The following is a 19676-nucleotide window of genomic DNA, read 5'->3' as shown; positions in this document are numbered from 1 at the left end:
GTCGTGCTCGTCGGCAGCCCGGGCGTCGGCAAGACCCACCTGTCGATAGCCATAGGCCACGAGGCGGTGATGGCCCGCAAGCAGGTGTACTTCGCCGACTGCTCGAGGCTGGTCGAGGACCTCAAGCACGCCTCGGCGAAGGAGGCGCTGGCGCGCAGGATGCGGTTCTACGAGCACTGCAGCCTGCTGATAATAGACGAGCTCGGCTACCTCGACATCGGCAAGGAGGGCGCCGACCTGCTGTTCCAGCTGGTCAACAGGCGCTACGCGCTAAAGCGGTCGACCGTCGTCACGACCAACGTGCCGGTGGGCAGGTGGGGCGACGTGTTCGGCAGCAACGTCACGGCCTCGGCGGTGGCCGACAGGCTTTGCCACCATTGCGCGATGATCAAGATAACGGGACGGTCGTACCGCCTGAAGGACGTATCCATCGGCGGCGAGGACGGGAAGGAGGAGGGAGCCTAGACGCCGAAAGCGGCGCATCCGCGTTGGCGAATCCGGCGCATCCGCGTTGGCGCGATTGGCGAAAATACGTTGGTGAAAATGGTGAAAAATATATTGACGCTAACACCTCTACGCGATAGCGCGTCGAGATGCTCGAGAAGCTCTGCCTGAAGGACTCGATGAAATCGGCGCGTTCCTCCTCGAAGCGGTCCTGGCCAACGTAGGTCTCAATGGGGTTTCTGGTAACAAGGCGCTCGACGAGACAGCAGAGGTGAACGTAGAGCCCAATGATGGCGTTGCTGCCGATCTTCTCGCCTGTCCTGCGCTGAAGCTCGTGCACGGCGCTCTCGATCTCATGGAATAGCCGCTCCGGGTCGAGGATGGTGATGGAGCGGATGACGTTCTGCAGCGTCATGTTCGAGAGCAGCTTCTCGTGGAAAGAAGAGAGCTCGGAAGCGTCAAGCCACCTGCCGAACACGGCATCAACCTTAGAGGCGGACGCCGTCGACATGATGTCCTCGAGGGCGACGAAGGGGACGGAGGCGACCCCGGGGTCTCCCGTGCCGATGACGGCGCAGACGCGGTGCTCGGAGAAAACGGCGTCGTTCGACCCGTTCGCGACGAGCTGCTTGAAGGGCCTCGTGAGCAGGCGCGCGCCTATGGTGCGCGGGAGGCTCTGCGAGACGAGCTGGCGTATCCTCTCCGCGGCGTCGACCCCGGACTCGGAGCAGAAGACGATGGCGTCCTCACGGTTGACGCGCTCGATCACCTTGCAGTGCGTCACGCACGCGGCGGTCGCATCGCCAAGAACCTCGGCGATGGACTTGCCGCCGAGCAGCCCGACCCCGATCTCGAGCGCAAGACCGGTAGAGACGTTGTTCACCACGCCGATAGTGGAGTCGGTAACGTTCTCGAGGGCCTTATAGGCCTCCTCCAAGGAGCCCATGTCGACGAGGAACACGACCCCGGTACAGTAGGAATGGCGGTCGACGAGGCGCTGGAGCGGACCGACGATGTCCTTCAGCTGCTGGTCGTAGGGCATGTCGACAGCCTCGTACACATGCATGCCGAGCATACGGTTCGCCGCGTCGGCGATGCTCGTCGCCGTTGAGTAGCCGTGGGACAAGATGACGCAGAGCGTCCGAAGGGCCTTCGCATCGCGAGACTCCGATGCGACGCACAGCGTCAGAAGCGTCTTCGTGAAGTGATCGAGCGAGATTCCCAGCGCCCCTTCCACGTCTGCGGCGACCTGATCGGAGACACTCGAGGCAAACGGCAATTCGGAGGTCACGGCACCGAGGAGATGGGAGATTTGCTCCGCACAGGCAGACTTTCGCTTAGCCAGGCCGATACCCGGCCACAACTGCAGGCAAATCTCCTGGGCCAGTAGAAAAGCGACCTTCCTCGAAAGCTCGATGCCATAAGAAGAGCCTGCGTCGGCAAGGACCGCGCCCACGACGCGCTCGAAGGCGCGCGACCTCGAGGAGGCGACGCCGTGGTCGAAGATCAAGTGATCCTCAACGCCGCGCACAGCGGAGACAGCTTGCGAGACAAGCTCGGAGACAGAGAGCTCCCCGGCGCAGAATCGCTCATCGAGGGAGCACAGGGCATCGAGCGCCTGCTCGACCGGCCCTGTGCTCTCGGCGGCATCCAGAGACGCGTCGATCAGAACGCCATCGTCGGGCTGTTGATCGATCTGCGCGGAGGAGAGGAGCCCGCTGGGAAGAAGATACGGGCGAACGACGACGTAGTCGCCCTCGCGATTGAGGAACGCTTTGGCACAGCAGTTCGTCACGCAGGCGCGCAAGCCGGCGATGTTATCGGAAAAGTCCGCGTTCACGAGGCAACGGTATGCGCCGCGGCTGATCTTCACATCAGAACCGATTCGGCACCCCTCGCTGCGCAGGAAGCTCAAGATGAGATCCTCGCGCTCCTCGGGGGTCCGCTCCTTGAGTGAGGGGACGCGGGCACAGATGGGCATTTTGCTGTAGGCCGAGGAAACCTTCAGGTCATCGGCGGAAAGCGTCGTCGAAAGAACGAGGCGAGCGCGCGGCGCATCCTGGGAGGCATCGAGCCCGAGGGCCGTCGCAAGGCAGTGCTCCATCGCAGAGGGAGAGAGTGCCTCGATGCCGTTGACAAAGACCACACCCCCGCGCGCTTTCGCGATCGACTCGTCAAGAAGCCCGTTGAACGAGGCGGCGTCCGGGACCCCGGCGCAGTCGATGCGCACATAGGAGGAGTCGCGGGACAGCAAGCCCTGGTTCTTGCCGTACTCGTACACAAGGCGAGAAAGGAAAGACTTACCGACACCCACGCCGCCGCTCAAGAGGATGGGCAGGCCAAACGGAGGGTACTGAACCGCAGCCTTGCACTGCTCGACAACGGAGCTGAGGCTCATGTCGAAGCCCACGGCACGCGCGAAGTCGCGGTGATCGGCGATTCCCGTCGCCTGGATGAGGTCGGCGAGCGAGGCGTACTCGCTTGCAGAGAGCTTTACCTGAAAACGCTTCTGGAACGCGCGGCGATGAAAATAACGGACAGGCCTGCCCGCCACCTTAACCACAAGACCGGCGCGAACAAGGTCGTTGAGGTACTGGCTCGCCAGGCTCCTGGAGATGATGAGCGTCTCGGCGATGTCGGAGGTGGACAGACGGGCAAGGTCGTCGAGCGAGACGGCAGAGGTGAGGGCCTCGAGATGCTCGAGAATCCTGTCCCTCATGTCGACGGGTTTCTTTGCCAAGCTGTCCTGTGTGGTCTTGTCCATGACTTCTTACCTCCTCGTACAAGGAGTATAAGGGGAGAACAGAGAACGGAAGGGGGCGCGTGGGGGAATCAACAGCTCCGAGGAAAAGTCCACCACTTGAGGGGCAGAAAACAACGGCCATTGAACATTCAGGGCCGACGCTCAACACTTCGGCTCGACACTTCGCTTTGGAAAGGGCCCGGCGCGCCGGGGTCCCAACATAAAGAAGGGCCCCGGCGCGCAGGGCCTAAAGCTTAACCATGCGCGCGGCGATGCGGGCGCAGTCGCAGGCGGCCTTCTTCTCGAAGGTGTTGTAGTCGACGACCCGGCCCTCGGCGCAGGGCTTGTCGCTGATGGCGCGCACGACGACGAGGGGCACGCCGTTGAGATAAGCGGCCTGCGCGATGGTGCAGCCCTCCATCTCGCAGCACAGGTCGCCGAAGGTCGCGAGGATTCGCTCCTTCTGTTCCGCGGGCGAGACGAACTGGTCGCCGGAGACGACGCGGCCCTTGAGGACCTTAATGTCGGGGGCGACGGCGGCCGCGGCGGCGCACGCCGCCAGCAAGGGCCGGAACGGATCGCGCAAGATCAAGGCGTCGCCCGGGAGGTCGGGCGTTACCGTCAGCCGGCGCCGCGTCTGCCGCATCATGAGGGAGAACGGCCTGGCCGGCGCATACGGCAGGAAGAGGTTCAAGGTGCACCCCGGGGCGGTCAACGAGGCCGACGTGTCGAACGTCGTCGCGCGCGGCTTCGGCGGCAGGGCGCCGTGCACCCATATATGCAGCGACTTGGCCTGCGTGCGCGTCGGGGCGTCGTGGAACTACGTCTGCCTGCTCGTCGACCTCTGCAACGGGGAGATCGTCGGCCACTCCGAAGGACCGAGGAGGGACGCGCGAGCTCCGAGCCAAGCTCTTGGATTACGTGCACTGGTACAACAACTTCAGGATCCACTCAACGCTGGGCTACATGTCGCCGGTCGAGTTCAGGGAGGCGGGGCCGTCCCTCCCGGAATCGTCCAAATAAGTGTTGCCAATCCATAGCCAATCCAGCCATCATCTTCGCGAAGGCGGACGTCAGGAAAAGCTCGGCTTGAGCTCGGTCGGACGCGGTCTGTGGGGCATCATTCAGGCTCAGGGGGTCTCCTTGTCTTCTTCGGTCGCAACCTGAATGATAGGGACGGCCCCTTCTCTCTTTCCCCTTCGTTTTCGACGCGTCACCCTCTCGGCGGGCTTAAGGCCCGCGCTCGCGGGTGCAGGGGCTACGCCCAAACCCCAAAAACGTAACGCCGTGCTCGAAGCGTTTCCGGACGTCAGCGTAATCTCAAATCCCGTTCGTCAACTCATGGGCAAGCCACCTGAGACTACTCATTTCTCCTACTGGCAATGAAGGTCTGCGACCTGCAGTTTTGCAAACTGCTTGAAAGCCACCTGCGTTGATTCACTTCCTATTGCAGCTGGCGGCTTGCACGCGAAAAGGCATTTAAGTTTCAAAACGGGCGTTTTCGGCGCTATCGAGCCTCCAAAGGCATCCCGCCGCGCCCTTTGGGACAAAAACAAAAACTCAAAGCCCTGAGTTCGAAAATAGTTTTTGGAGTTGTCCCGACTTTTGTCCCCGAAGCCGACGAAACGCGACAGGGTGTCACCTGGCGGCACTCGATTCGAGACGGCACCGAAAACTGGATGCAACCGGAATGACAGGACGGCAGAACCGAAGCCATCGAGTGGGGATAGAAAAAGGCCCGGGTGCCGTGGCATCCGGGCCTTTGCTAGCAACTTGATGTTGCGGGCAGCTTAGAACTTGTGGCCGCACTTCTTGCAGACGCGCAGCTTGTTCTTGCCGTCCTTCTCGTGACCGACGCGGGTAACCTTACCGCACTCGGGGCAGACGAGATTGACGTTGGAGGCGTCGATGGGAGCCTCCTGCGAAACGATGCCGCCCTGCTGGTTGGCAGCGTTGGGCTTGACGGCCTTCTTGACGACCGAAACGCCCTCGACAACGACCTTGTTCTCGGCGGGGAGAGCACGCAGGACAACGCCCTGCTTGCCGCGATCCTTACCAGAGAGAACCTGGACCTTATCGCCCTTCTTGATATACATATATCTCCCCTAACTACAGGGTCTCGGGAGCGAGCGAGACGATCTTCATGTACTTCTTGTCACGAAGCTCGCGAGCGACGGGCCCGAAGATACGGGTGCCGACGGGCGAACCATCGTTGTTGATGACAACGCAGGCGTTCTCATCAAAGCGAATGTAGGAGCCATCCTTGCGGCGGATCTCCTTAACGGTGCGAACGACGACGCAACGGACAACGTCCTTCTTCTTGACGTTGGCGCCAGGGGTAGCCTCCTGGACAGCACCGATGAACACATCGCCGATGCCTGCATAACGACGCTTGGAACCGCCAAGCACCTTGATGCAGCGAATCTTGCGAGCGCCGGAGTTGTCGGCGACGTTCAGCATGGTTTGCATCTGAATCATGGTAGATGTTCCTCCGAACTAAGAACCGAAGAGAGGTGCGCAGCCTTTATACGGCCCGTGGTATGCAAGCCAGGCATACGCACATCTTCGGAAACGTACAAGTCGTAAGAGCGACTGCTTATTTAGCGCGCTCGACGACCTCGATGAGGCGCCAACGCTTCATCTTGGACATAGGACGGGTCTCCATAACGCGGACGGTATCGCCCACGCCAGCCGTGCACTCCTCGTCGTGAGCGTGCAGCTTCTTGGAGCTGGTCATCATCTTGCCGTACTTGGGGTGACGCTTGCGCTCGGTGATGGTGACAACAATGGTCTTGGCACCGGAGACGGAGGTAACGACACCCGTACGGACCTTACGCGAGTTACGCGAATCAGTCATGTTCTCTCCTTAGGTCCTACTCGGCGACAGCGGACTTCTCCGCTGCGATCTCGCGGGCGCGCTGCTCCGTGAGGACGCGAGCGATGTCCTTCTTCACGGTGTTGACGCGAGCGGTGTTGTCCAGCTGGCTGGTGGCCATCTGGAAACGAAGGTTAAAGAGCTCGGCGCGCATTTCCTTCAGCTTCTCAACGAGCTGAGCGTCCGAGAGCTCACGAATCTCTGCGGGCTTCATTAGTTCTCCTCCTTGGCGGCGGCGGCGTCCTCAGCAGCCCACTTGGCCTCGAGAGCGGCCTCCTCAGCCATCTCCTTCTCGATGCGCTGCTCAGCGTTCTTGGCAGCAACAATCTTGGTCTTGATGGGAAGCTTGTGCTGTGCAAGACGCAGAGCCTCGCGAGCGACCTCCTCGGGCACGCCCTTGACCTCGAACATGATGCGGCCGGGCTTGACGACGGCCACCCACTCCTCGGGATTACCCTTACCAGAACCCATGCGAGTCTCGGCAGGCTTCTTGGTGATGGGCTTATCGGGGAAGATCGTGATGTAGACACGACCGCCACGCTTCATGTAGCGGGTCATGGCAATACGAGCGGCCTCGATCTGACGGTTGGTGATCCAATGGGCCTCGAGAGCCTGGATACCAAACTCGCCGAAATGCAGCTCGGTATTACCCTTGGCCTGGCCCTTCATGGAGCCACGCTGCACCTTGCGGTGAAGAATACGCTTAGGGGCAAGCACTACTGACCCCTCCTCTCGGAGTTACGACGACGAGGACGGGAAGAGCCCTCGAGTGCAGGGTTGGGAACAGGCTGGCCCGGGAGCTTCTCGCCCAGGTAGATCCAGACCTTCACGCCGCAAGCGCCCATGGTGGTGCTGGCGACAGCCGTGCCGTAGTCGATCTTGGCACGGAGGGTGTGCAGAGGCACGCGACCCTCGCGGTACCACTCACGACGGCCCATCTCGGCACCGCCGAGACGACCGGAGCACTGGATACGGATGCCCTTAGCGCCGGCCTTGCGGGCAGACTGGACAGCCTTGCGCATAGCGCGACGGAAGGCAACGCGGCCCTCGAGCTGCTCGGCGATAGACTGAGCAACGAGGTTGGCGTCGAGCTCGGGGCGCTTGATCTCGACAACGTCGACGGAGAGCTGGCCCTTGGAGACGCCAGCGACCTTCTCGAGCTCGGTGCGGAGGGTATCGATCTCGGCACCCTTCTTACCGATGACAACGCCGGGGCGAGCGGTGAGGATGATGACCTTCACCTTGTCGCCAGCGCGCTCGATCTCGACGCGGGAGACAGCTGCGCGGGAAAGACGCTTCTCGAGGTACTTGCGGATCTCGAGATCGTTACCGAGGGTCTTAGCGTAATCCTTCTCTGCGAACCAGCGGGAGCGCCAGTTCTCGGTGATGCCAAGACGGAAGCCGGTGGGGTAGACTTTCTGACCCATACAGCTTTACGCCTCCTTTCGAGGAGCAACGACGACGGTGATGTGGGAAGTACGCTTCAGAATGCGAGAAGCGGAACCCTTGGCGCGGGGACGGATGCGCTTAAGCGTCGGACCCTCGTCAACATAGGCAGCGGCGACAACCAGGTTGTCGGCACGCAGACCGTTGTTGTTCTCGGCGTTCGCAACGGCGGAACGGAGAACCTTCTCGACATCCACGGCGACGGCTCGGTCGCAGAAGTGGAGGATGTCGAAGGCCTGAGCGACAGGCTTGCGGCGGATCAGATCGACCACCAGGCGGGCCTTGCTGGGGGAAACACGCACGTACTTAGCGACGGCGCGAACCTCGGTGGCCTCAGTTTCAATAGACTTAGTTGCCATTTACGGTTAACCCCCTATTTGGCCTTGTGGCCACGGAACGTACGAGTCGGCGCGAACTCGCCGAGCTTGTGACCAACCATGGACTCGGTAACATACACGGGCACATGCTTGCGGCCGTCGTGGACGGCGATGGTGTGACCAACCATCTCGGGGAAGATGGTGGACGCGCGGGACCAGGTCTTCACGACGTCCTTCTTGCCAGCCTCGTTCATCGCGGTGATACGCGAGAGAAGGCGAGTCTCCACGAACGGGCCCTTTTTGAGACTTCTGCTCATAAGTGCTTTCTCCTAAAACTCGGTATCCGAAATTACTTCTTACGGCGACGAATGATGTGCTGGTTCGAGACCTTCTTCTTCTTGCGCGTACGAAGGCCCTTCGTCGGCTTACCCCAGGGGGTAACAGAGGGACGACCAGAGGTGTGGTTCTTGCCCTCGCCACCGCCGTGCGGGTGGTCGACAGGGTTCATGACGGTACCGCGGACGGTCGGGCGCACGTTCATGTGACGCTTACGGCCGGCCTTGCCGATGACGATGTTGGCGTGATCGGCGTTGCCGACCTCACCGACGGTGGCGCGGCAGGTAACGAGGATGCGGCGCATCTCGGAGGAAGGCATACGGACGATAGCGTACTTGCCCTCCTTACCCATCAGCTGGCAGGAGTTACCGGCGGAACGGGCGATAGCAGCGCCCTTGCCCGGCTGGAACTCGACGGCGTGGATGAGCGTACCGACGGGGATGTCGGCGAGGGGCAGAGCGTTGCCCGGCTTGATGTCGGCGTCAGAACCGGACATGATGGTCTGGCCGACCTCGAGGCCCTTGGGGGCCAGGATGTAGCGCTTCTCACCGTCAGCGTAGTGCAGCAGAGCGATGCGAGCGGAACGGTTCGGATCGTACTCGATCGTGGCAACCTTGGCGGGCACGCCGTCCTTGTTGCGCTTGAAGTCGATCACGCGGTAACGACGCTTCACGCCGCCGCCCTGGTGGCGGGTGGTGATGCGGCCGTTGTTGTTACGACCGGCCTTCTTGGGCAGGGGCTCGAGAAGAGACTTCTCGGGCTTGGTGCAGGTGATCTCGGAGAAATCGGAGATCGTCTGCCAACGCCTACCAGCGGAGGTCGGCTTAAGGTGCTTTACAGCCATTACAATCCCTTTCAATAGGAATCCGTTAGCCATCGCAGACAGGGATTCGAGGTTCTGCCTCGGGTGCGATGACACCGGACGTATACACGGTTCCGGGCGTGTCCATTTTATACGCCCGAAACCTTGAGCTCTCGCCTCCCCTATTTGGGAGGCATGAGCTCACTCAACAGCAGCGAGTCTTAGGCCTGGTTGCCAAAGACCTCGATGGTGTCGCCCTCGGCCAGCGTGACGATGGCCTTCTTCCAAGAACGGGTCTTGCCGGCGACATAGCGCACGCGCTTGGTCTTGGGCTTGACCGTCAGGGTGTTCACGCGAACGACCTTGACGCCGAAGATCTCCTCGACAGCGTCCTTGATCTGATACTTGTTAGCATCCTTGGCGACCTCGAACGTGTACTTGTTCAGCTCCATGCCGGAGAAGGAACGCTCGGACACGATCGGACGGATGATGATCTCGTGGGCGGTCATTTATGCAAGCACCTCCCCGAAGTGAGCGGCGATGTCGGCGGGCATCAGCACAGCGTTGTTGTTGACGAGATCGTAGGTGTTGGCCTCGTCAGCGGTGATGATGAACGTCTTGGGAATGTTGCGGAACGACAGGTAGGCGTTGACGTCCTCATCGCGAACGATGATGGTCAGACGCTTGCCCTCAAGGCCGAGAGCCTTGAGCATGGCGACGGCAGCCTTGGTGGAAGGCTTCTCGAAGCCGTAGTCGTCGACGAGCACGAGCTCGCCATCGGCCAGCTTGGCGGACAGCGCGGAGCGCATAGCCAGCTTGACCTCCTTGTTGTTCATACGCTTAGCGTAGGAACGGGGCTTGGGGGCGAAGACAACGCCACCGTGACGCCACTGGGCAGCACGGATGGAACCCTGGCGGGCACGGCCGGTGCCCTTCTGACGCCAAGGCTTCTTGCCGCCACCGGAAACCTCAGAGCGGCCCTTAGCAGACTGGGTGCCCTGACGCCAAGAGGCCATCTGGCACTTGACGATGTGGTGCATAACGTGGATGTTCGGCTCGATGCCGTACACCTCAGCGGCGAGCTCGGCCTCGGCGACCTTCTTGCCCTCGCTGTTCTTTACTTCAAACTTTGCCATTTAAGTGTTCTCCTTGGTATGACGCTGGGCTAAATGGGCTGGGCCCTTAGGCCATACGGATGGCGACGAGACCATTCTTGGCACCCGGGACAGCGCCCTTGACCAAGATGAGGTTCTGCTCGGCATCGATGCGGACAACGGAAAGGTTCTTGACGGTAACGCGCTCGTTACCCATGTGACCGGCCATCTTGACGCCCTTGAGGACGCGCGCAGGATAGGCGCACTGACCGATAGAACCGGGGTGACGCTGGAAGTGAGAACCATGCGTCATAGGACCGCGGCGCTGACCCCAGCGCTTGATGCGACCCTGGAAGCCCTTACCCTTGGAGGTACCGATGACGTCGACCTTCTCGACATCAGCGAAATCAGCGACGGTGACGACCTCGCCGACCTTGTGCTCCTCGCCGTTCTCGACGCGGACCTCACGAAGGAAGCGGACAGGCTCGACGCCAGCCTTGGCGAAGTGACCAGCCATGGGCTTGTTCACGTTCTTGGCCTTGATGTCGCCGAAACCGATCTGGACGGCGTCATAGCCGTCGGTTGCCTGAGTTTTAACCTGCGAGACAGCGCAGGGGCCAGCCTGGATGACCGTGACGGGAACGACGTTATCGTCCTCGTCCCAAACCTGGGTCATGCCAATCTTGCGGCCGAGAATCATGCTGATCAAGATATGATCCCAACTCTCGCGTGGTCTTGGGACAATGCGTACACCACCGAGCGTACGCCCCTAGAGGACCACTACTTACACGACGTGCTCCCCAGTCTTGTATTGCGCCCGGACTACCTGACAACCCTATTAAGCAGGCATTTTGTCCAGCCAGAATACTCCCCTGGTTTCACACAGCTGTTTAGTATACACGGCTGCGGGCGTATCCATCGAGATTCATATTTCACTCACATTGTTTACGCAGGTAAAGTGCGTGGCACGTTCCCAGTGTGCGGCGGAGGGGGCGGGCCTGAGAGATATTAAGGTTGCTGCTCTACAGTCCTGCTCACGACGGAGAGCACATTAAGTGCTCTCCTGTTCGTGCGGAACTCGCGACAACCTTAATATCTCTCAGGCCCGCCCCCTCCGCCGCACACTGGGAACGCCACGTTGATGTCTGCTAAACCTTGCTCGCTCAGGCTAATGACTTTGTTGGGAATCCACTATTTGTTGGAGGGTGAACTTGCATTGATGTGGTTCGCCTTCTGCTTGTGGCGTGGACTCTTCAAAATCAAAAATCATGATGGCGCAGTTGGGGAGTTTTGCTGGGAGTTCGAAGCCCTCTGGGGCTGCAGCCTTGATGAATTGGCGGCTAGCGCTGCCGTGGCTTACTGCTAGGAGGGTTTCGATCCCCTCGGCGCCCATGAGATTGGTGAGGGCGCCCACCATGCGCTCCTGCAGGGCATGGCTTCCTTCTCCGCCAAATGGGATCAGGTCCTCGCCGGGGTCCCAGACGTCGGTGGGTAGGGCGTCGTGGGGGCCTTCTTCGAAGGTGCCGTAGCTGCGCTCGATGATGCCTTCGCAGGGCTCGACTGCTGTGTCCGGGCCGAGGAGCTCGCATGCGACGAGCTGAGCCGTGTCCATGGCTCGGCCTAAGGGCGAAGAGACCACTTTGTCGGGGACGACGCCGTGGGCTTTGAGCCATGCGGCTGCCATTCCCGCTTGCTTGCGGCCCAGATCGGTCAACGGAGAATCGCAGCGGCCCTGGACGAGCTTTTTAACGTTGAATTCTGTCTGACCGTGGCGGAGTAGATATAGACGCTTCATGCTCTCCCCTTCTATATAACTTGCTTTGCTGGCACAGCCTTACTCGTGGGTATGCCCTACGTAGTCTTCGTCGATCGTGATCTTGGCAATCGACTTGGGATATTCCGATTCGACCCGTTGTGCCAGCGCGTGCTTTAAGTCTTCGGCACTCATCTGCAGATCCGAGGGACGCACGCAGTCAAAGATCACGTTGGTGTGCGTGGGGCCCAGAACACAGCGTAGGTCGTGGATCGAGAGGCGGCTATCAATCTCTTGAGCCATAGCGTTGATGCGCAGACGCATGCTCGCCACCTTTGGATCGTCGGTCACGATGGGGTCGTAATGGAGCGTGACAATCATGCCGTCTTCGTTCCTAAATGCCTGTTCAATGTTGTCGAGCGTGTCGTGACTTTCCAGCGGGCTGGCCTCGGCTGCCATCTCGGCGTGAGCGCTTGCGAACTTTCTGCCTGGGCCGTAGTCGTGAACCATCAAATCGTGAACGCCCAAAACGCCGGGGTAGCTCATGATTTTGTCTCGAATGTGCTTGACCAGCTTAGGATCGGGCGCCTGGCCCAAAAGCGGGCTCATCGTATCCTGGATGAGTTCAAAGCCGCTCCAGCCAATATAGGCGCCAACGGCAAGGCCGACCCATGCATCTAGATTGATATGCGTCACCTGCGAAACAATCGCGCACGCCAACACGGCGCCCGTGGCTAGAACATCGTTCTTGGAATCCTGCGCGGTCGCATGCAGCGTCTCGGACTCAATGCGATCGCCGAGTTTTTGGTTGAGGGCCGCCATCCAAAGCTTTACGACCATCGAAAGCGCAAGGACTGCCACCAGGGCAAGCGAGAACTCGACAGGTTCGGGGTGGATGACGCGCTCAACCGAGGACTTGATAAGCTCAAGGCCGATCAGCAGCACGAGCGCCGCCACGACCAGACCCGAGAGATACTCGTAGCGGCCATGGCCGTAAGGATGCTCGGGGTCGGCCGGCTTGCCCGCCAGCTTAAAGCCAAGCACGCTCACGATGTTCGAGCTGGCATCAGACAGGTTGTTCATAGCGTCCGCCACAATCGAAACCGATCCCGACAGCACGCCAATTGCACCCTTCGCAGCGCAAAGCGCAACATTGGCGAGAATACACACTATGCCCGTCAACGTTCCCACGCGCGCACGGTCGCCCTGCGCACGACGAACAATCCACTCGACCATCCTCATCAGTCCCCACGGTACTACCTATATATCTATTGCTCAAACGGATTGTAGTGTAGCCACTTTGTCCTCCAGATACAAAAAGGCCGCAGCCCACACGGGCCGCAGCCTTGGAATATGACAAAGGAATCGTCCTTTTGTCGCACAGATTTATGCGCTTGCTTCAGCAGCGCTCGCCACTGTTTCGAGCGAATCAGCTGCGTCTTCTGCCGCCTGCATCTTTGTCGGCACCACGCCAAAACAGCAGCTCAGCGCCGCAGACACCGCAAATGCTGCGCCGCCGGCAGCGCAGCACCACAGCAGATTCGAGATGCCGCCCGTGGCAAAGCCAATGACCATAAGAACATTCGTCATACCGATGGTATAAGCCGTAACGTGGCCTACGGCCGCAACAAGGCCTCCGACGGCGCCGCCAACGGCCATGCACGTCAGACACCTGCCATATTTAAAGCCGCATCCGTACAGCGCTGGCTCGCTTACGCCGCCAAGAATACCCGAGATTGAATAGCCCAGCATGAGCGCCTTCTCGTCCTTATCCGCAACGCGGAGCGACGCGCCAAAGGGCATACCCCAAACGGCGAACGTTGCCATCGTCGCGGCGATCAGGATGCACGAATCCGTTCCCACACTCATAAACTGCGCATAGGCGAGCGATAGGACAACGTTGCTGACACCCGCGATCTTAAGAAACTCCCAGCCCGCGGCAAGCCCCATGAGCGTGAGCAGCGACACGATGCCACCGGAATTGCCAAGCATAAACATAAGCTGTCCCAACAGCATGCCCAGATAGCTGCCTGCCGGCGCCGTAACACACAGCGACACCGGAACCATGACAAGCATGGTTGCAAACGGTACAAAAGAAAACGCCACAGCCTGAGGGATAGTGCGCTTAAAGAAACGCTCCACCTGCCATAGCACGGGCACCGAGATGAGAACCGGAATAACAGTCGTCGTGTAATCGTTGACCGGCGCGGGAAGTAGACCATACACGAAAGTCATCGATGCCCCCGTCGTCGATGCGGCATCAACGAGCTTAAGCAGATCGGGCACAATCAATACGCCGCCCAGCATCATGCCCAGCTGTTCCGAGCAACCGAGCTGGCGGGCAGCGGCCCAACCAAGATAGATGGGCAAAAAGTAATAGCCAGCGTTATACAGCCAGCTGTAAAACAGGCGATAGATTTCGGAATCGGCAGGCCATAGACCAAGCATGCCTTCGCCCATAATGACGGCAACGGTGCGGAACAGCGCCGCGCAGACAATAAACGGCAACGCCGACATCATGCTTTTGGACAGATAGTCCACCACGGCCATGGCGTTTGATGAAACCGTCGTTGTAAACGAGGTGTTAGAAACTTGTGACATGGAACGCCTTTCCCAATGTGACATGCGGACTGTCCCTTTGTCACATCGTGCGGTACTGACCGATTGCGCGGTACTTTTCGTAGCGGAGGTTTGTGAGGGTCGCGTCGTCGAGCTGCCCAAGCGTATCGAAGGCATCAAATGCCGAGGACATGACGACACCGGCGATCTCCTCATGCGACAGGCCCCTATCGTCAACAATGCCGTCGATGATGCCGAGCGCCAACAGATCGGGGGCCGTGAGCTTAAGCGCCTCAGCGGCCTCATTCGCGCGCTCGGTATCCTTCCACAGGATCGACGCACAGGCCTCGGGGCTCACGACCGAATAGGCCGAGCTCGAGAGCATCAGGATGCGGTCGGCCACGGACAGCGCCAGCGCGCCACCAGAGCCGCCCTCGCCTGTCACCACCGAGACAATCGGCGTCTTAAGGCCGCTCATCTCCATGAGATTCTGGGCAATCGCCTCGCCCTGGCCGCGCTCCTCGGCACCGATGCCGCAAAACGCGCCCGAAGTATCAACCAGGCACAGAACCGGCCGACCAAATTTCTCGGCTTGGTGCATCAGGCGACGTGCCTTGCGGTAGCCCTCGGGATGTGCCATACCAAAGTTGCGACGCATGCGCTCTTTGGTCGTGGTACCGCGCTCGATGGCGATAACCGTCACGGGTCGCCCGTCTTTCCAGCCGATGCCGCCCACCACGGCAGCATCGTCGCCAAAGTAGCGGTCGCCGTGCAGCTCTACGAATCCGTCGAGACCCAACGAGATCATCTCGCCTGCCGTGGCGCGGTTCGCCGAGCGAGTCTGTTTGACGATTTCGAGCGCGCTTTTTGGTGCGGCCGAGCGCTTAAACAAGTGTCCCAGCTTTTTGTCGCGACGACCCGTATGCACGATCTCATGCGGTGCCCCCAGGCCGGGCGCGTGCCCTTCGTGCAGCGCCAGCAGCTCGCCTACCGTGAGCGCAATCTCACCACGCGGAACAACGGCATCGCAAAAGCCGTGCTCCAGCAAAAACTCGGAACGCTGAAATCCCTTGGGCAGACGCTTGTGCATGTTCTGCTCGATCACGCGCGGGCCGGCAAATGCCGTCAGGGCATCGGGCTCGGCCAGGATAATGTCGCCCTCCATGGCAAAGCTCGCGGTTACACCTCCGGTCGTGGGATCGGTGAGCACCGTGATATACAGGCCGCCCGCCTCGCTGTGGCGCCTAACCGCCGCAGAAATCTTGGCCATCTGCATGAGCGAGGTCACGCCCTCCTGCATGCGGGCGCCGCCCGATACGGTAAAGCCAACGACCGGCAGCCCCAACTCGGCCGCGCGCTCAAAGACACGACAGATCTTCTCGCCCACCACGGAGCCCATTGAGCCCATCATAAAGTTGGCGTCCATAAAGAAGAGCGCGGTATCGCAGCCGCAGATTTTGCCCCTGCCGCACACAACGGCATCGCGCTCGCCCGAACGCTTGTTCACGCTCTTAAGCTTGTCGGCATAACCGGGAAACGAGAGGAAGTCCTCCGACGCCAGATTAGCATCCCATTCCTCAAACGTGCCCTCGTCGACCGTCATGCGCATGCGCGCGCGACCGCTCACGCGAAAGTGTTTGCCGCAACGAGGGCAGACCTCGAGGTTGTCGTGCAGGCGCGCCTCATCGATCACACGGCGGCACTCCGGGCACTTGATAAACACGTGGCGCGCGGGAAACTCGGCGCACGACTCGGTCATCGGCCCCTCGAGGACGTTGACCGTCTTCGCTTTTCTATTCATCAGCATAGAGATGCCCCATCAGATCGGTGTGATACATGCCCGACAAAAACTCGTCGTTTGCCAGCACGTCGAGCTGAAGCTCGCTATTTTCGCTCACGCCCTCAATCACGAGCTCGCCCAGGGCCGAGCGCATCTTGCGAATGGCACCGTCACGCGTGGGCGCGCACACGATGAGCTTGCCGAGCATGGAGTCGTAGTACGGCGGAACTTTCGCTCCGGTAAACATGGCGGAATCCCAGCGCACGCGCGGACCACCCGGCACACGCAACGCGGTGACCGTTCCGCACGACGGCAGAAAGTCCGGCGTTTCGGCATTGATGCGGCACTCCATGGCGTGGTTGCGCACCGGCATGTCCTCCTGCTCAAAGGGCAGAGGCTGGCCGGCTGCCACGCGCAGCTGCCACTTGACCAAGTCGGTATCGGTTACAAACTCTGTAACCGGATGCTCCACCTGCAAGCGCGTGTTCATTTCCATAAAGTAGAAATTGCCGTCGTCCGAGTACAGAAACTCGATGGTGCCAGCGCCCTCATAACCGACGGCACGAGCCAAGTCGCGCGCCGCCTTGTGCATACGGGCACGAATATCGTCGCGTCCGTCGAGGCACGGCGCGGGACTCTCCTCGATCAGCTTTTGGTTGCGGCGCTGCACCGAGCACTCGCGCTCGCCGAGTGAAAACACATGGCCCTGCTTATCGGCCATAATCTGTACCTCAACGTGATGCGCCGGCGCAACGAACTTCTCCATGTAGCACTCGCCGTCACCAAAAACGGCCTCACCCTCGGCACGCGCCTCGATGAACGCCTTTGCCGCATCTTCCACGCGCTCGACCTTGCGAATACCGCGACCGCCGCCGCCCGCGCGCGCCTTAATAAGCACGGGGCAGCCGATGTGCTCGGCCTCGGCCGTCGCCTCCTCGGGGCTTTTGAGCAAATCGCAGCCCGGCACGATGGGCACGCCCGCAGCAGCGGCCGTTCGGCGTGCGGCGTCCTTGTCGCCCATGCTGTCGATCACCTCGGCCGAAGGACCGACAAACGCCAGACCGAACTTGTCGCAGTCGCGCACGAAGCTCGCCTTCTCGGAAAAGAAGCCATAGCCGGGATGAATTGCCTTAGCTCCCGACTTTACGGCACAGGTGAGCACGGCATCGTCGTTGAGGTAGCTCTCGGCAAGACGCGGGCCGCCGATGCAATACGCCTCGTCGGCAAGCTGCACGTGTAGCGCGTCCGCATCGGCCGTGGAATAAACGGCGACGGTCTTGATGCCCATATCGCGGCACGCGCGGATAACACGGACCGCGACTTCGCCGCGGTTGGCGATGAGCACTTTGTCGAACATGGAGCCTTCCTTAACTTTCGTGCATGAGTGCAAAAGACATATCGGCGCGGCAGCAAACCTCACCGTTGACGCTCGCAGTACCCGTCGCAAAGCGGAACGGCCCGCGCGCACGCGTGATGGAGCACACTAGATCCACCGTGTCGCCCGGGCGCACCGGACGCTTAAAGCGCACCTTGTCCAGACTCGTGTAGAACGGCGTCGCGCCGCGCGCCTCCTCATCGCCCATCAGCAGCACGCAGCAGTTCTGGGCGAGCATCTCGCACTGAATCACGCCGGGAACGACCGGGTTTCCCGGAAAATGTCCCTGCAAAAAGTACTCGTCGCCTGTAATCGTGATCTTGCCGTGGGCCTCGTCGCCCACCAGCTCGGCTTCGTCGAGCAAAAGCATCGGCTCGCGATGCGGTAACAGCTTCTTGAGCTCTTCTTTGTTCATGGATATCACCTATCCGATCCTCATGAGGCAGCTGCCAAACTCCACGAGGTCGCCGTCGGCCACGCAGATCTCGAGCACCTCACCGTCTGCCTCGGCCGTCACCTCGTTGAGAACCTTCATGGCCTCGATGACGCAGAGGGTCTCGCCGGCCTTGACCTTGGAGCCCACGCGCACAAATGGCTCGTCGCCCGGCGCCGGGGCAGCATAGAAGACGCCCACCATGGGAGCAGTCACCTCGGTGCCCTTGGGCTCCGGCGCGGCGGCAGGTGTCTGCGTGGCGGGTTCCGGTGCGGCAGGCGCGACTGTGGGAGCTGCAACTTGAGCGGCCATGGCGCTCGGCATAGGCATGGGCACGGCAACCGGCTGCGCCACACTCGCGCGCTCGAGTTCGACCGCGGTGCCATCGGGCTCCTCAACGCGTACGCGCGTGAGGCCGCGGTCCTCCATCACATCGGCTATCTCGGCAAGTCTTTTGGAATCCATGCTCTAGCTCCTCGTATATCTACGCAGCGCGATGGCGGCGTTGTGCCCGCCAAAGCCCAGGTTGGTCGAAAGCGCCCAGGTAAGGTCGGCGCGAACCGCGCGATTGGGCGTGTAATCAAGATCGCAGGCGGAATCGGGCGTGTGGTAGTTAATGGTCGGCGGCACCACGCCCTGCTCGAGTGCCATGGCGCAGGCCATGACCTCAATGGCCCCCGTGGCACCGATCATGTGCCCCGTCATCGACTTGGTCGACGAGACATGTGCGGCGCGCGCCGCGTCCTCGCCGAGCGCTCGCTTAATGCCCGCCGTCTCGGACGAATCATTAAGCTTGGTCGAGGTGCCGTGGGCATTGATGTAGAGGCCCTCGGAAGGCTTGACGTCGCCCTCGGCCACCGCCAGCGATATCGCGCGGGCAATGCCGGCAGCCTCGGGATCGGGACTCGTGATGTGATAAGCATCATCGGTGTTGCCGTAGCCCACGACCTCGGCATAAATGTGCGCACCGCGCGCCTGCGCATGTTCCATGCTCTCGAGTACCAGCACGCAAGCGCCCTCGCCCATCACAAAGCCGTCGCGGTCTGCATCGAACGGGCGGCAAGCCGTCGCAGGATCGGGGTTGGTGGTCAATGCGCGGCAGGACGTAAAGCCTGCAACGGCATCGGGGATAATGGCCGCCTCGGCGCCGCCCGCGAGGATCGCGTCGGCATAGCCGTGCTTGATGGCGCGGAACGCCTCGCCCACCGCATGGGCCGAGGTCGCGCAAGCAGTCACGACTGGCAGGGTCGGTCCCTTTGCCTTGTGGCGGATCGCGATATTGCCCGAAGCCATGTTGGGAATCATCATCGCAATCATATAGGGCGATGCGCGGCGAGGTCCACGATCGGCGATCGTGTGGACGTTGTCGACGAGCGTCGTCATGCCGCCCACGCCCGAGCCCACGTAGACGCCCAGACGCTCACGATCGATGGCGCCTTCGACATCAAAGCCCGCATCGTGCATTGCCTCGTCCGAAGCCGCCATCGCAAACTGAACGCAGGGGTCGAGATGCTTGGCGTCACGCTTGCCAAAGTACTCGTTGCCGTCAAAGCCCTTGACTTCGGCCGCCACCTTGACGGTAAACGCATCGGTATCGAAGTGCGTGATCGGGCCGATGCCACAGGTCCCGGCGCACATGGCCGCCCAGGTGGCAAGCGCGGTGTTGCCGAGCGGCGATACGGCACCGATGCCGGTGATTGCAACTCTCTGTTCCATCAT

Annotated in this window: 23 protein-coding genes and 2 pseudogenes; 3 read left to right on the top strand and 22 right to left on the bottom strand. The window is 61.0% G+C overall.

From position 1 onward, the window contains the following. The coding region (locus AAAT03_RS07875; protein ID WP_349103041.1) for an ATP-binding protein at window positions 1-465 on the top strand (465 nt) is incomplete at its 5' end. Here AAAT03_RS07875 and AAAT03_RS07870 read toward each other — a convergent pair. Then, window positions 389-3208 carry a hypothetical protein gene (locus tag AAAT03_RS07870; RefSeq protein ID WP_349103040.1) on the bottom strand — a complete coding sequence of 940 codons (2820 nt, stop codon included), beginning with the start codon at window positions 3206-3208 and terminating at the stop codon, window positions 389-391. The genes AAAT03_RS07875 and AAAT03_RS07870 overlap by 77 nt on opposite strands. 226 nt (window positions 3209-3434) lie before the next feature. After that, a complete protein-coding gene (locus tag AAAT03_RS07865; protein WP_229026325.1) occupies window positions 3435-3752 on the bottom strand; it encodes a 5'-methylthioadenosine/S-adenosylhomocysteine nucleosidase in 318 nt (105 codons plus the stop codon). Between AAAT03_RS07865 and AAAT03_RS07860 the strand changes: the two are divergent. Beyond that, window positions 3709-3816: pseudogene (locus tag AAAT03_RS07860) on the top strand (hypothetical protein); the annotation flags it as partial. The gene AAAT03_RS07865 and the pseudogene AAAT03_RS07860 overlap by 44 nt on opposite strands. Window positions 3817-4108: 292 nt before the next feature. Beyond that, window positions 4109-4210 (top strand): IS3 family transposase, encoded by a 102-nt coding sequence (locus tag AAAT03_RS07855; RefSeq protein WP_231501554.1) that lies wholly within the window; start codon window positions 4109-4111, stop codon window positions 4208-4210. 767 nt (window positions 4211-4977) lie between these two features. Here the strand turns inward: AAAT03_RS07855 and rplX are convergent. The 20 genes and pseudogenes from rplX to fabF all read right to left on the bottom strand — a co-directional run bounded on the left by rplX (window position 4978) and on the right by fabF (window position 19673). Further along, window positions 4978-5283 carry a 50S ribosomal protein L24 gene (gene rplX / locus AAAT03_RS07850; RefSeq protein WP_006235043.1) on the bottom strand — a complete coding sequence of 102 codons (306 nt, stop codon included), beginning with the start codon at window positions 5281-5283 and terminating at the stop codon, window positions 4978-4980. 13 nt (window positions 5284-5296) lie between these two features. After that, window positions 5297-5665 (bottom strand): 50S ribosomal protein L14, encoded by a 369-nt coding sequence (gene rplN, locus AAAT03_RS07845; RefSeq protein ID WP_006235041.1) that lies wholly within the window; start codon window positions 5663-5665, stop codon window positions 5297-5299. 118 nt (window positions 5666-5783) lie between these two features. Continuing rightward, on the bottom strand, window positions 5784-6044 hold the full coding sequence (gene rpsQ, locus AAAT03_RS07840; protein ID WP_006235040.1) for a 30S ribosomal protein S17: 261 nt from the start codon (window positions 6042-6044) through the stop codon (window positions 5784-5786). Between the two features lie 16 nt (window positions 6045-6060). Continuing rightward, the gene (rpmC, locus tag AAAT03_RS07835) at window positions 6061-6276 is read right to left on the bottom strand and encodes a 50S ribosomal protein L29 (RefSeq protein ID WP_006235039.1); all 216 of its coding nucleotides are present in this window, start codon (window positions 6274-6276) and stop codon (window positions 6061-6063) included. A gap of 107 nt (window positions 6277-6383) precedes the next feature. Next, window positions 6384-6779: pseudogene (gene rplP / locus AAAT03_RS07830) on the bottom strand (50S ribosomal protein L16); the annotation flags it as partial. Further along, the gene (gene rpsC, locus AAAT03_RS07825; protein WP_006235037.1) at window positions 6779-7489 is read right to left on the bottom strand and encodes a 30S ribosomal protein S3; all 711 of its coding nucleotides are present in this window, start codon (window positions 7487-7489) and stop codon (window positions 6779-6781) included. The gene rpsC and the pseudogene rplP, both read right to left, overlap by 1 nt. Before the next feature lie 6 nt (window positions 7490-7495). Then, window positions 7496-7867, bottom strand: coding sequence for a 50S ribosomal protein L22 (gene rplV / locus AAAT03_RS07820; protein ID WP_006235036.1), 372 nt, complete (start codon window positions 7865-7867; stop codon window positions 7496-7498). Between the two features lie 14 nt (window positions 7868-7881). After that, window positions 7882-8142 carry a 30S ribosomal protein S19 gene (rpsS, locus tag AAAT03_RS07815; RefSeq protein ID WP_006235035.1) on the bottom strand — a complete coding sequence of 87 codons (261 nt, stop codon included), beginning with the start codon at window positions 8140-8142 and terminating at the stop codon, window positions 7882-7884. 32 nt (window positions 8143-8174) lie between these two features. Continuing rightward, window positions 8175-9005 carry a 50S ribosomal protein L2 gene (rplB, locus tag AAAT03_RS07810; RefSeq protein ID WP_055250219.1) on the bottom strand — a complete coding sequence of 277 codons (831 nt, stop codon included), beginning with the start codon at window positions 9003-9005 and terminating at the stop codon, window positions 8175-8177. A gap of 179 nt (window positions 9006-9184) precedes the next feature. After that, window positions 9185-9472 carry a 50S ribosomal protein L23 gene (gene rplW / locus AAAT03_RS07805; RefSeq protein WP_022094197.1) on the bottom strand — a complete coding sequence of 96 codons (288 nt, stop codon included), beginning with the start codon at window positions 9470-9472 and terminating at the stop codon, window positions 9185-9187. Beyond that, window positions 9473-10099 carry a 50S ribosomal protein L4 gene (gene rplD / locus AAAT03_RS07800; RefSeq protein WP_006235032.1) on the bottom strand — a complete coding sequence of 209 codons (627 nt, stop codon included), beginning with the start codon at window positions 10097-10099 and terminating at the stop codon, window positions 9473-9475. It abuts the gene before it with no gap. A gap of 46 nt (window positions 10100-10145) precedes the next feature. Beyond that, the gene (gene rplC / locus AAAT03_RS07795; RefSeq protein WP_035137484.1) at window positions 10146-10766 is read right to left on the bottom strand and encodes a 50S ribosomal protein L3; all 621 of its coding nucleotides are present in this window, start codon (window positions 10764-10766) and stop codon (window positions 10146-10148) included. A gap of 459 nt (window positions 10767-11225) precedes the next feature. Beyond that, entirely contained in the window at window positions 11226-11852 is a 627-nt protein-coding gene (locus AAAT03_RS07790; RefSeq protein ID WP_349103039.1) for a histidine phosphatase family protein, read from the bottom strand. 39 nt (window positions 11853-11891) lie between these two features. Continuing rightward, on the bottom strand, window positions 11892-13046 hold the full coding sequence (locus AAAT03_RS07785) for a cation diffusion facilitator family transporter (RefSeq protein WP_349103038.1): 1155 nt from the start codon (window positions 13044-13046) through the stop codon (window positions 11892-11894). Between the two features lie 150 nt (window positions 13047-13196). Beyond that, complete coding sequence (locus AAAT03_RS07780; RefSeq protein WP_195404831.1) at window positions 13197-14411, bottom strand: PTS fructose transporter subunit IIB; 1215 nt, start codon at window positions 14409-14411, stop codon at window positions 13197-13199. Between the two features lie 40 nt (window positions 14412-14451). Next, window positions 14452-16170, bottom strand: a complete 1719-nt coding sequence (gene accD, locus AAAT03_RS07775) for an acetyl-CoA carboxylase, carboxyltransferase subunit beta (RefSeq protein WP_349103036.1) — start codon at window positions 16168-16170, stop codon at window positions 14452-14454. Further along, window positions 16163-17506 (bottom strand): acetyl-CoA carboxylase biotin carboxylase subunit, encoded by a 1344-nt coding sequence (locus tag AAAT03_RS07770; protein WP_349103035.1) that lies wholly within the window; start codon window positions 17504-17506, stop codon window positions 16163-16165. Before AAAT03_RS07770 ends, accD begins: the two co-directional genes overlap by 8 nt. A 10-nt stretch (window positions 17507-17516) precedes the next feature. Then, complete coding sequence (fabZ, locus tag AAAT03_RS07765) at window positions 17517-17939, bottom strand: 3-hydroxyacyl-ACP dehydratase FabZ (protein WP_099432064.1); 423 nt, start codon at window positions 17937-17939, stop codon at window positions 17517-17519. 9 nt (window positions 17940-17948) lie between these two features. Then, the gene (gene accB, locus AAAT03_RS07760) at window positions 17949-18422 is read right to left on the bottom strand and encodes an acetyl-CoA carboxylase biotin carboxyl carrier protein (RefSeq protein ID WP_349103034.1); all 474 of its coding nucleotides are present in this window, start codon (window positions 18420-18422) and stop codon (window positions 17949-17951) included. A gap of 3 nt (window positions 18423-18425) precedes the next feature. Continuing rightward, window positions 18426-19673 carry a beta-ketoacyl-ACP synthase II gene (gene fabF, locus AAAT03_RS07755; protein WP_117629228.1) on the bottom strand — a complete coding sequence of 416 codons (1248 nt, stop codon included), beginning with the start codon at window positions 19671-19673 and terminating at the stop codon, window positions 18426-18428. Window positions 19674-19676 lie beyond the last annotated feature (3 nt).

It is taken from the genome of Collinsella sp. CLA-AA-H167 (assembly GCF_040095305.1).
In the GTDB taxonomy this organism is placed as follows: Bacteria; Actinomycetota; Coriobacteriia; order Coriobacteriales; family Coriobacteriaceae; genus Collinsella.
The sequence above is the reverse complement of the archived record's forward strand: the minus strand, read 5'-3'. Positions and strand labels throughout refer to the sequence as shown.

Bases quoted from the DNA above. Each gene is read 5' to 3' on its own strand.
- rplV (WP_006235036.1), bottom strand. From the start codon at position 7,867: ATGGCAACTAAGTCTATTGAAACTGAGGCCACCGAGGTTCGCGCCGTC.
- accB (WP_349103034.1), bottom strand. From the start codon at position 18,422: ATGGATTCCAAAAGACTTGCCGAGATAGCCGATGTGATGGAGGACCGC.
- AAAT03_RS07870 (WP_349103040.1), bottom strand. From the start codon at position 3,208: ATGGACAAGACCACACAGGACAGCTTGGCAAAGAAACCCGTCGACATG.
- AAAT03_RS07770 (WP_349103035.1), bottom strand. From the start codon at position 17,506: ATGTTCGACAAAGTGCTCATCGCCAACCGCGGCGAAGTCGCGGTCCGT.
- rpsQ (WP_006235040.1), bottom strand. From the start codon at position 6,044: ATGACTGATTCGCGTAACTCGCGTAAGGTCCGTACGGGTGTCGTTACC.
- rplX (WP_006235043.1), bottom strand. From the start codon at position 5,283: ATGTATATCAAGAAGGGCGATAAGGTCCAGGTTCTCTCTGGTAAGGAT.
- AAAT03_RS07785 (WP_349103038.1), bottom strand. From the start codon at position 13,046: ATGGTCGAGTGGATTGTTCGTCGTGCGCAGGGCGACCGTGCGCGCGTG.
- rpsS (WP_006235035.1), bottom strand. From the start codon at position 8,142: ATGAGCAGAAGTCTCAAAAAGGGCCCGTTCGTGGAGACTCGCCTTCTC.
- AAAT03_RS07790 (WP_349103039.1), bottom strand. From the start codon at position 11,852: ATGAAGCGTCTATATCTACTCCGCCACGGTCAGACAGAATTCAACGTT.
- rplW (WP_022094197.1), bottom strand. From the start codon at position 9,472: ATGACCGCCCACGAGATCATCATCCGTCCGATCGTGTCCGAGCGTTCC.
- AAAT03_RS07780 (WP_195404831.1), bottom strand. From the start codon at position 14,411: ATGTCACAAGTTTCTAACACCTCGTTTACAACGACGGTTTCATCAAAC.
- accD (WP_349103036.1), bottom strand. From the start codon at position 16,170: ATGAATAGAAAAGCGAAGACGGTCAACGTCCTCGAGGGGCCGATGACC.
- rpsC (WP_006235037.1), bottom strand. From the start codon at position 7,489: ATGGGTCAGAAAGTCTACCCCACCGGCTTCCGTCTTGGCATCACCGAG.
- rplN (WP_006235041.1), bottom strand. From the start codon at position 5,665: ATGATTCAGATGCAAACCATGCTGAACGTCGCCGACAACTCCGGCGCT.
- rplB (WP_055250219.1), bottom strand. From the start codon at position 9,005: ATGGCTGTAAAGCACCTTAAGCCGACCTCCGCTGGTAGGCGTTGGCAG.
- rplD (WP_006235032.1), bottom strand. From the start codon at position 10,099: ATGGCAAAGTTTGAAGTAAAGAACAGCGAGGGCAAGAAGGTCGCCGAG.
- fabF (WP_117629228.1), bottom strand. From the start codon at position 19,673: ATGGAACAGAGAGTTGCAATCACCGGCATCGGTGCCGTATCGCCGCTC.
- fabZ (WP_099432064.1), bottom strand. From the start codon at position 17,939: ATGAACAAAGAAGAGCTCAAGAAGCTGTTACCGCATCGCGAGCCGATG.
- rpmC (WP_006235039.1), bottom strand. From the start codon at position 6,276: ATGAAGCCCGCAGAGATTCGTGAGCTCTCGGACGCTCAGCTCGTTGAG.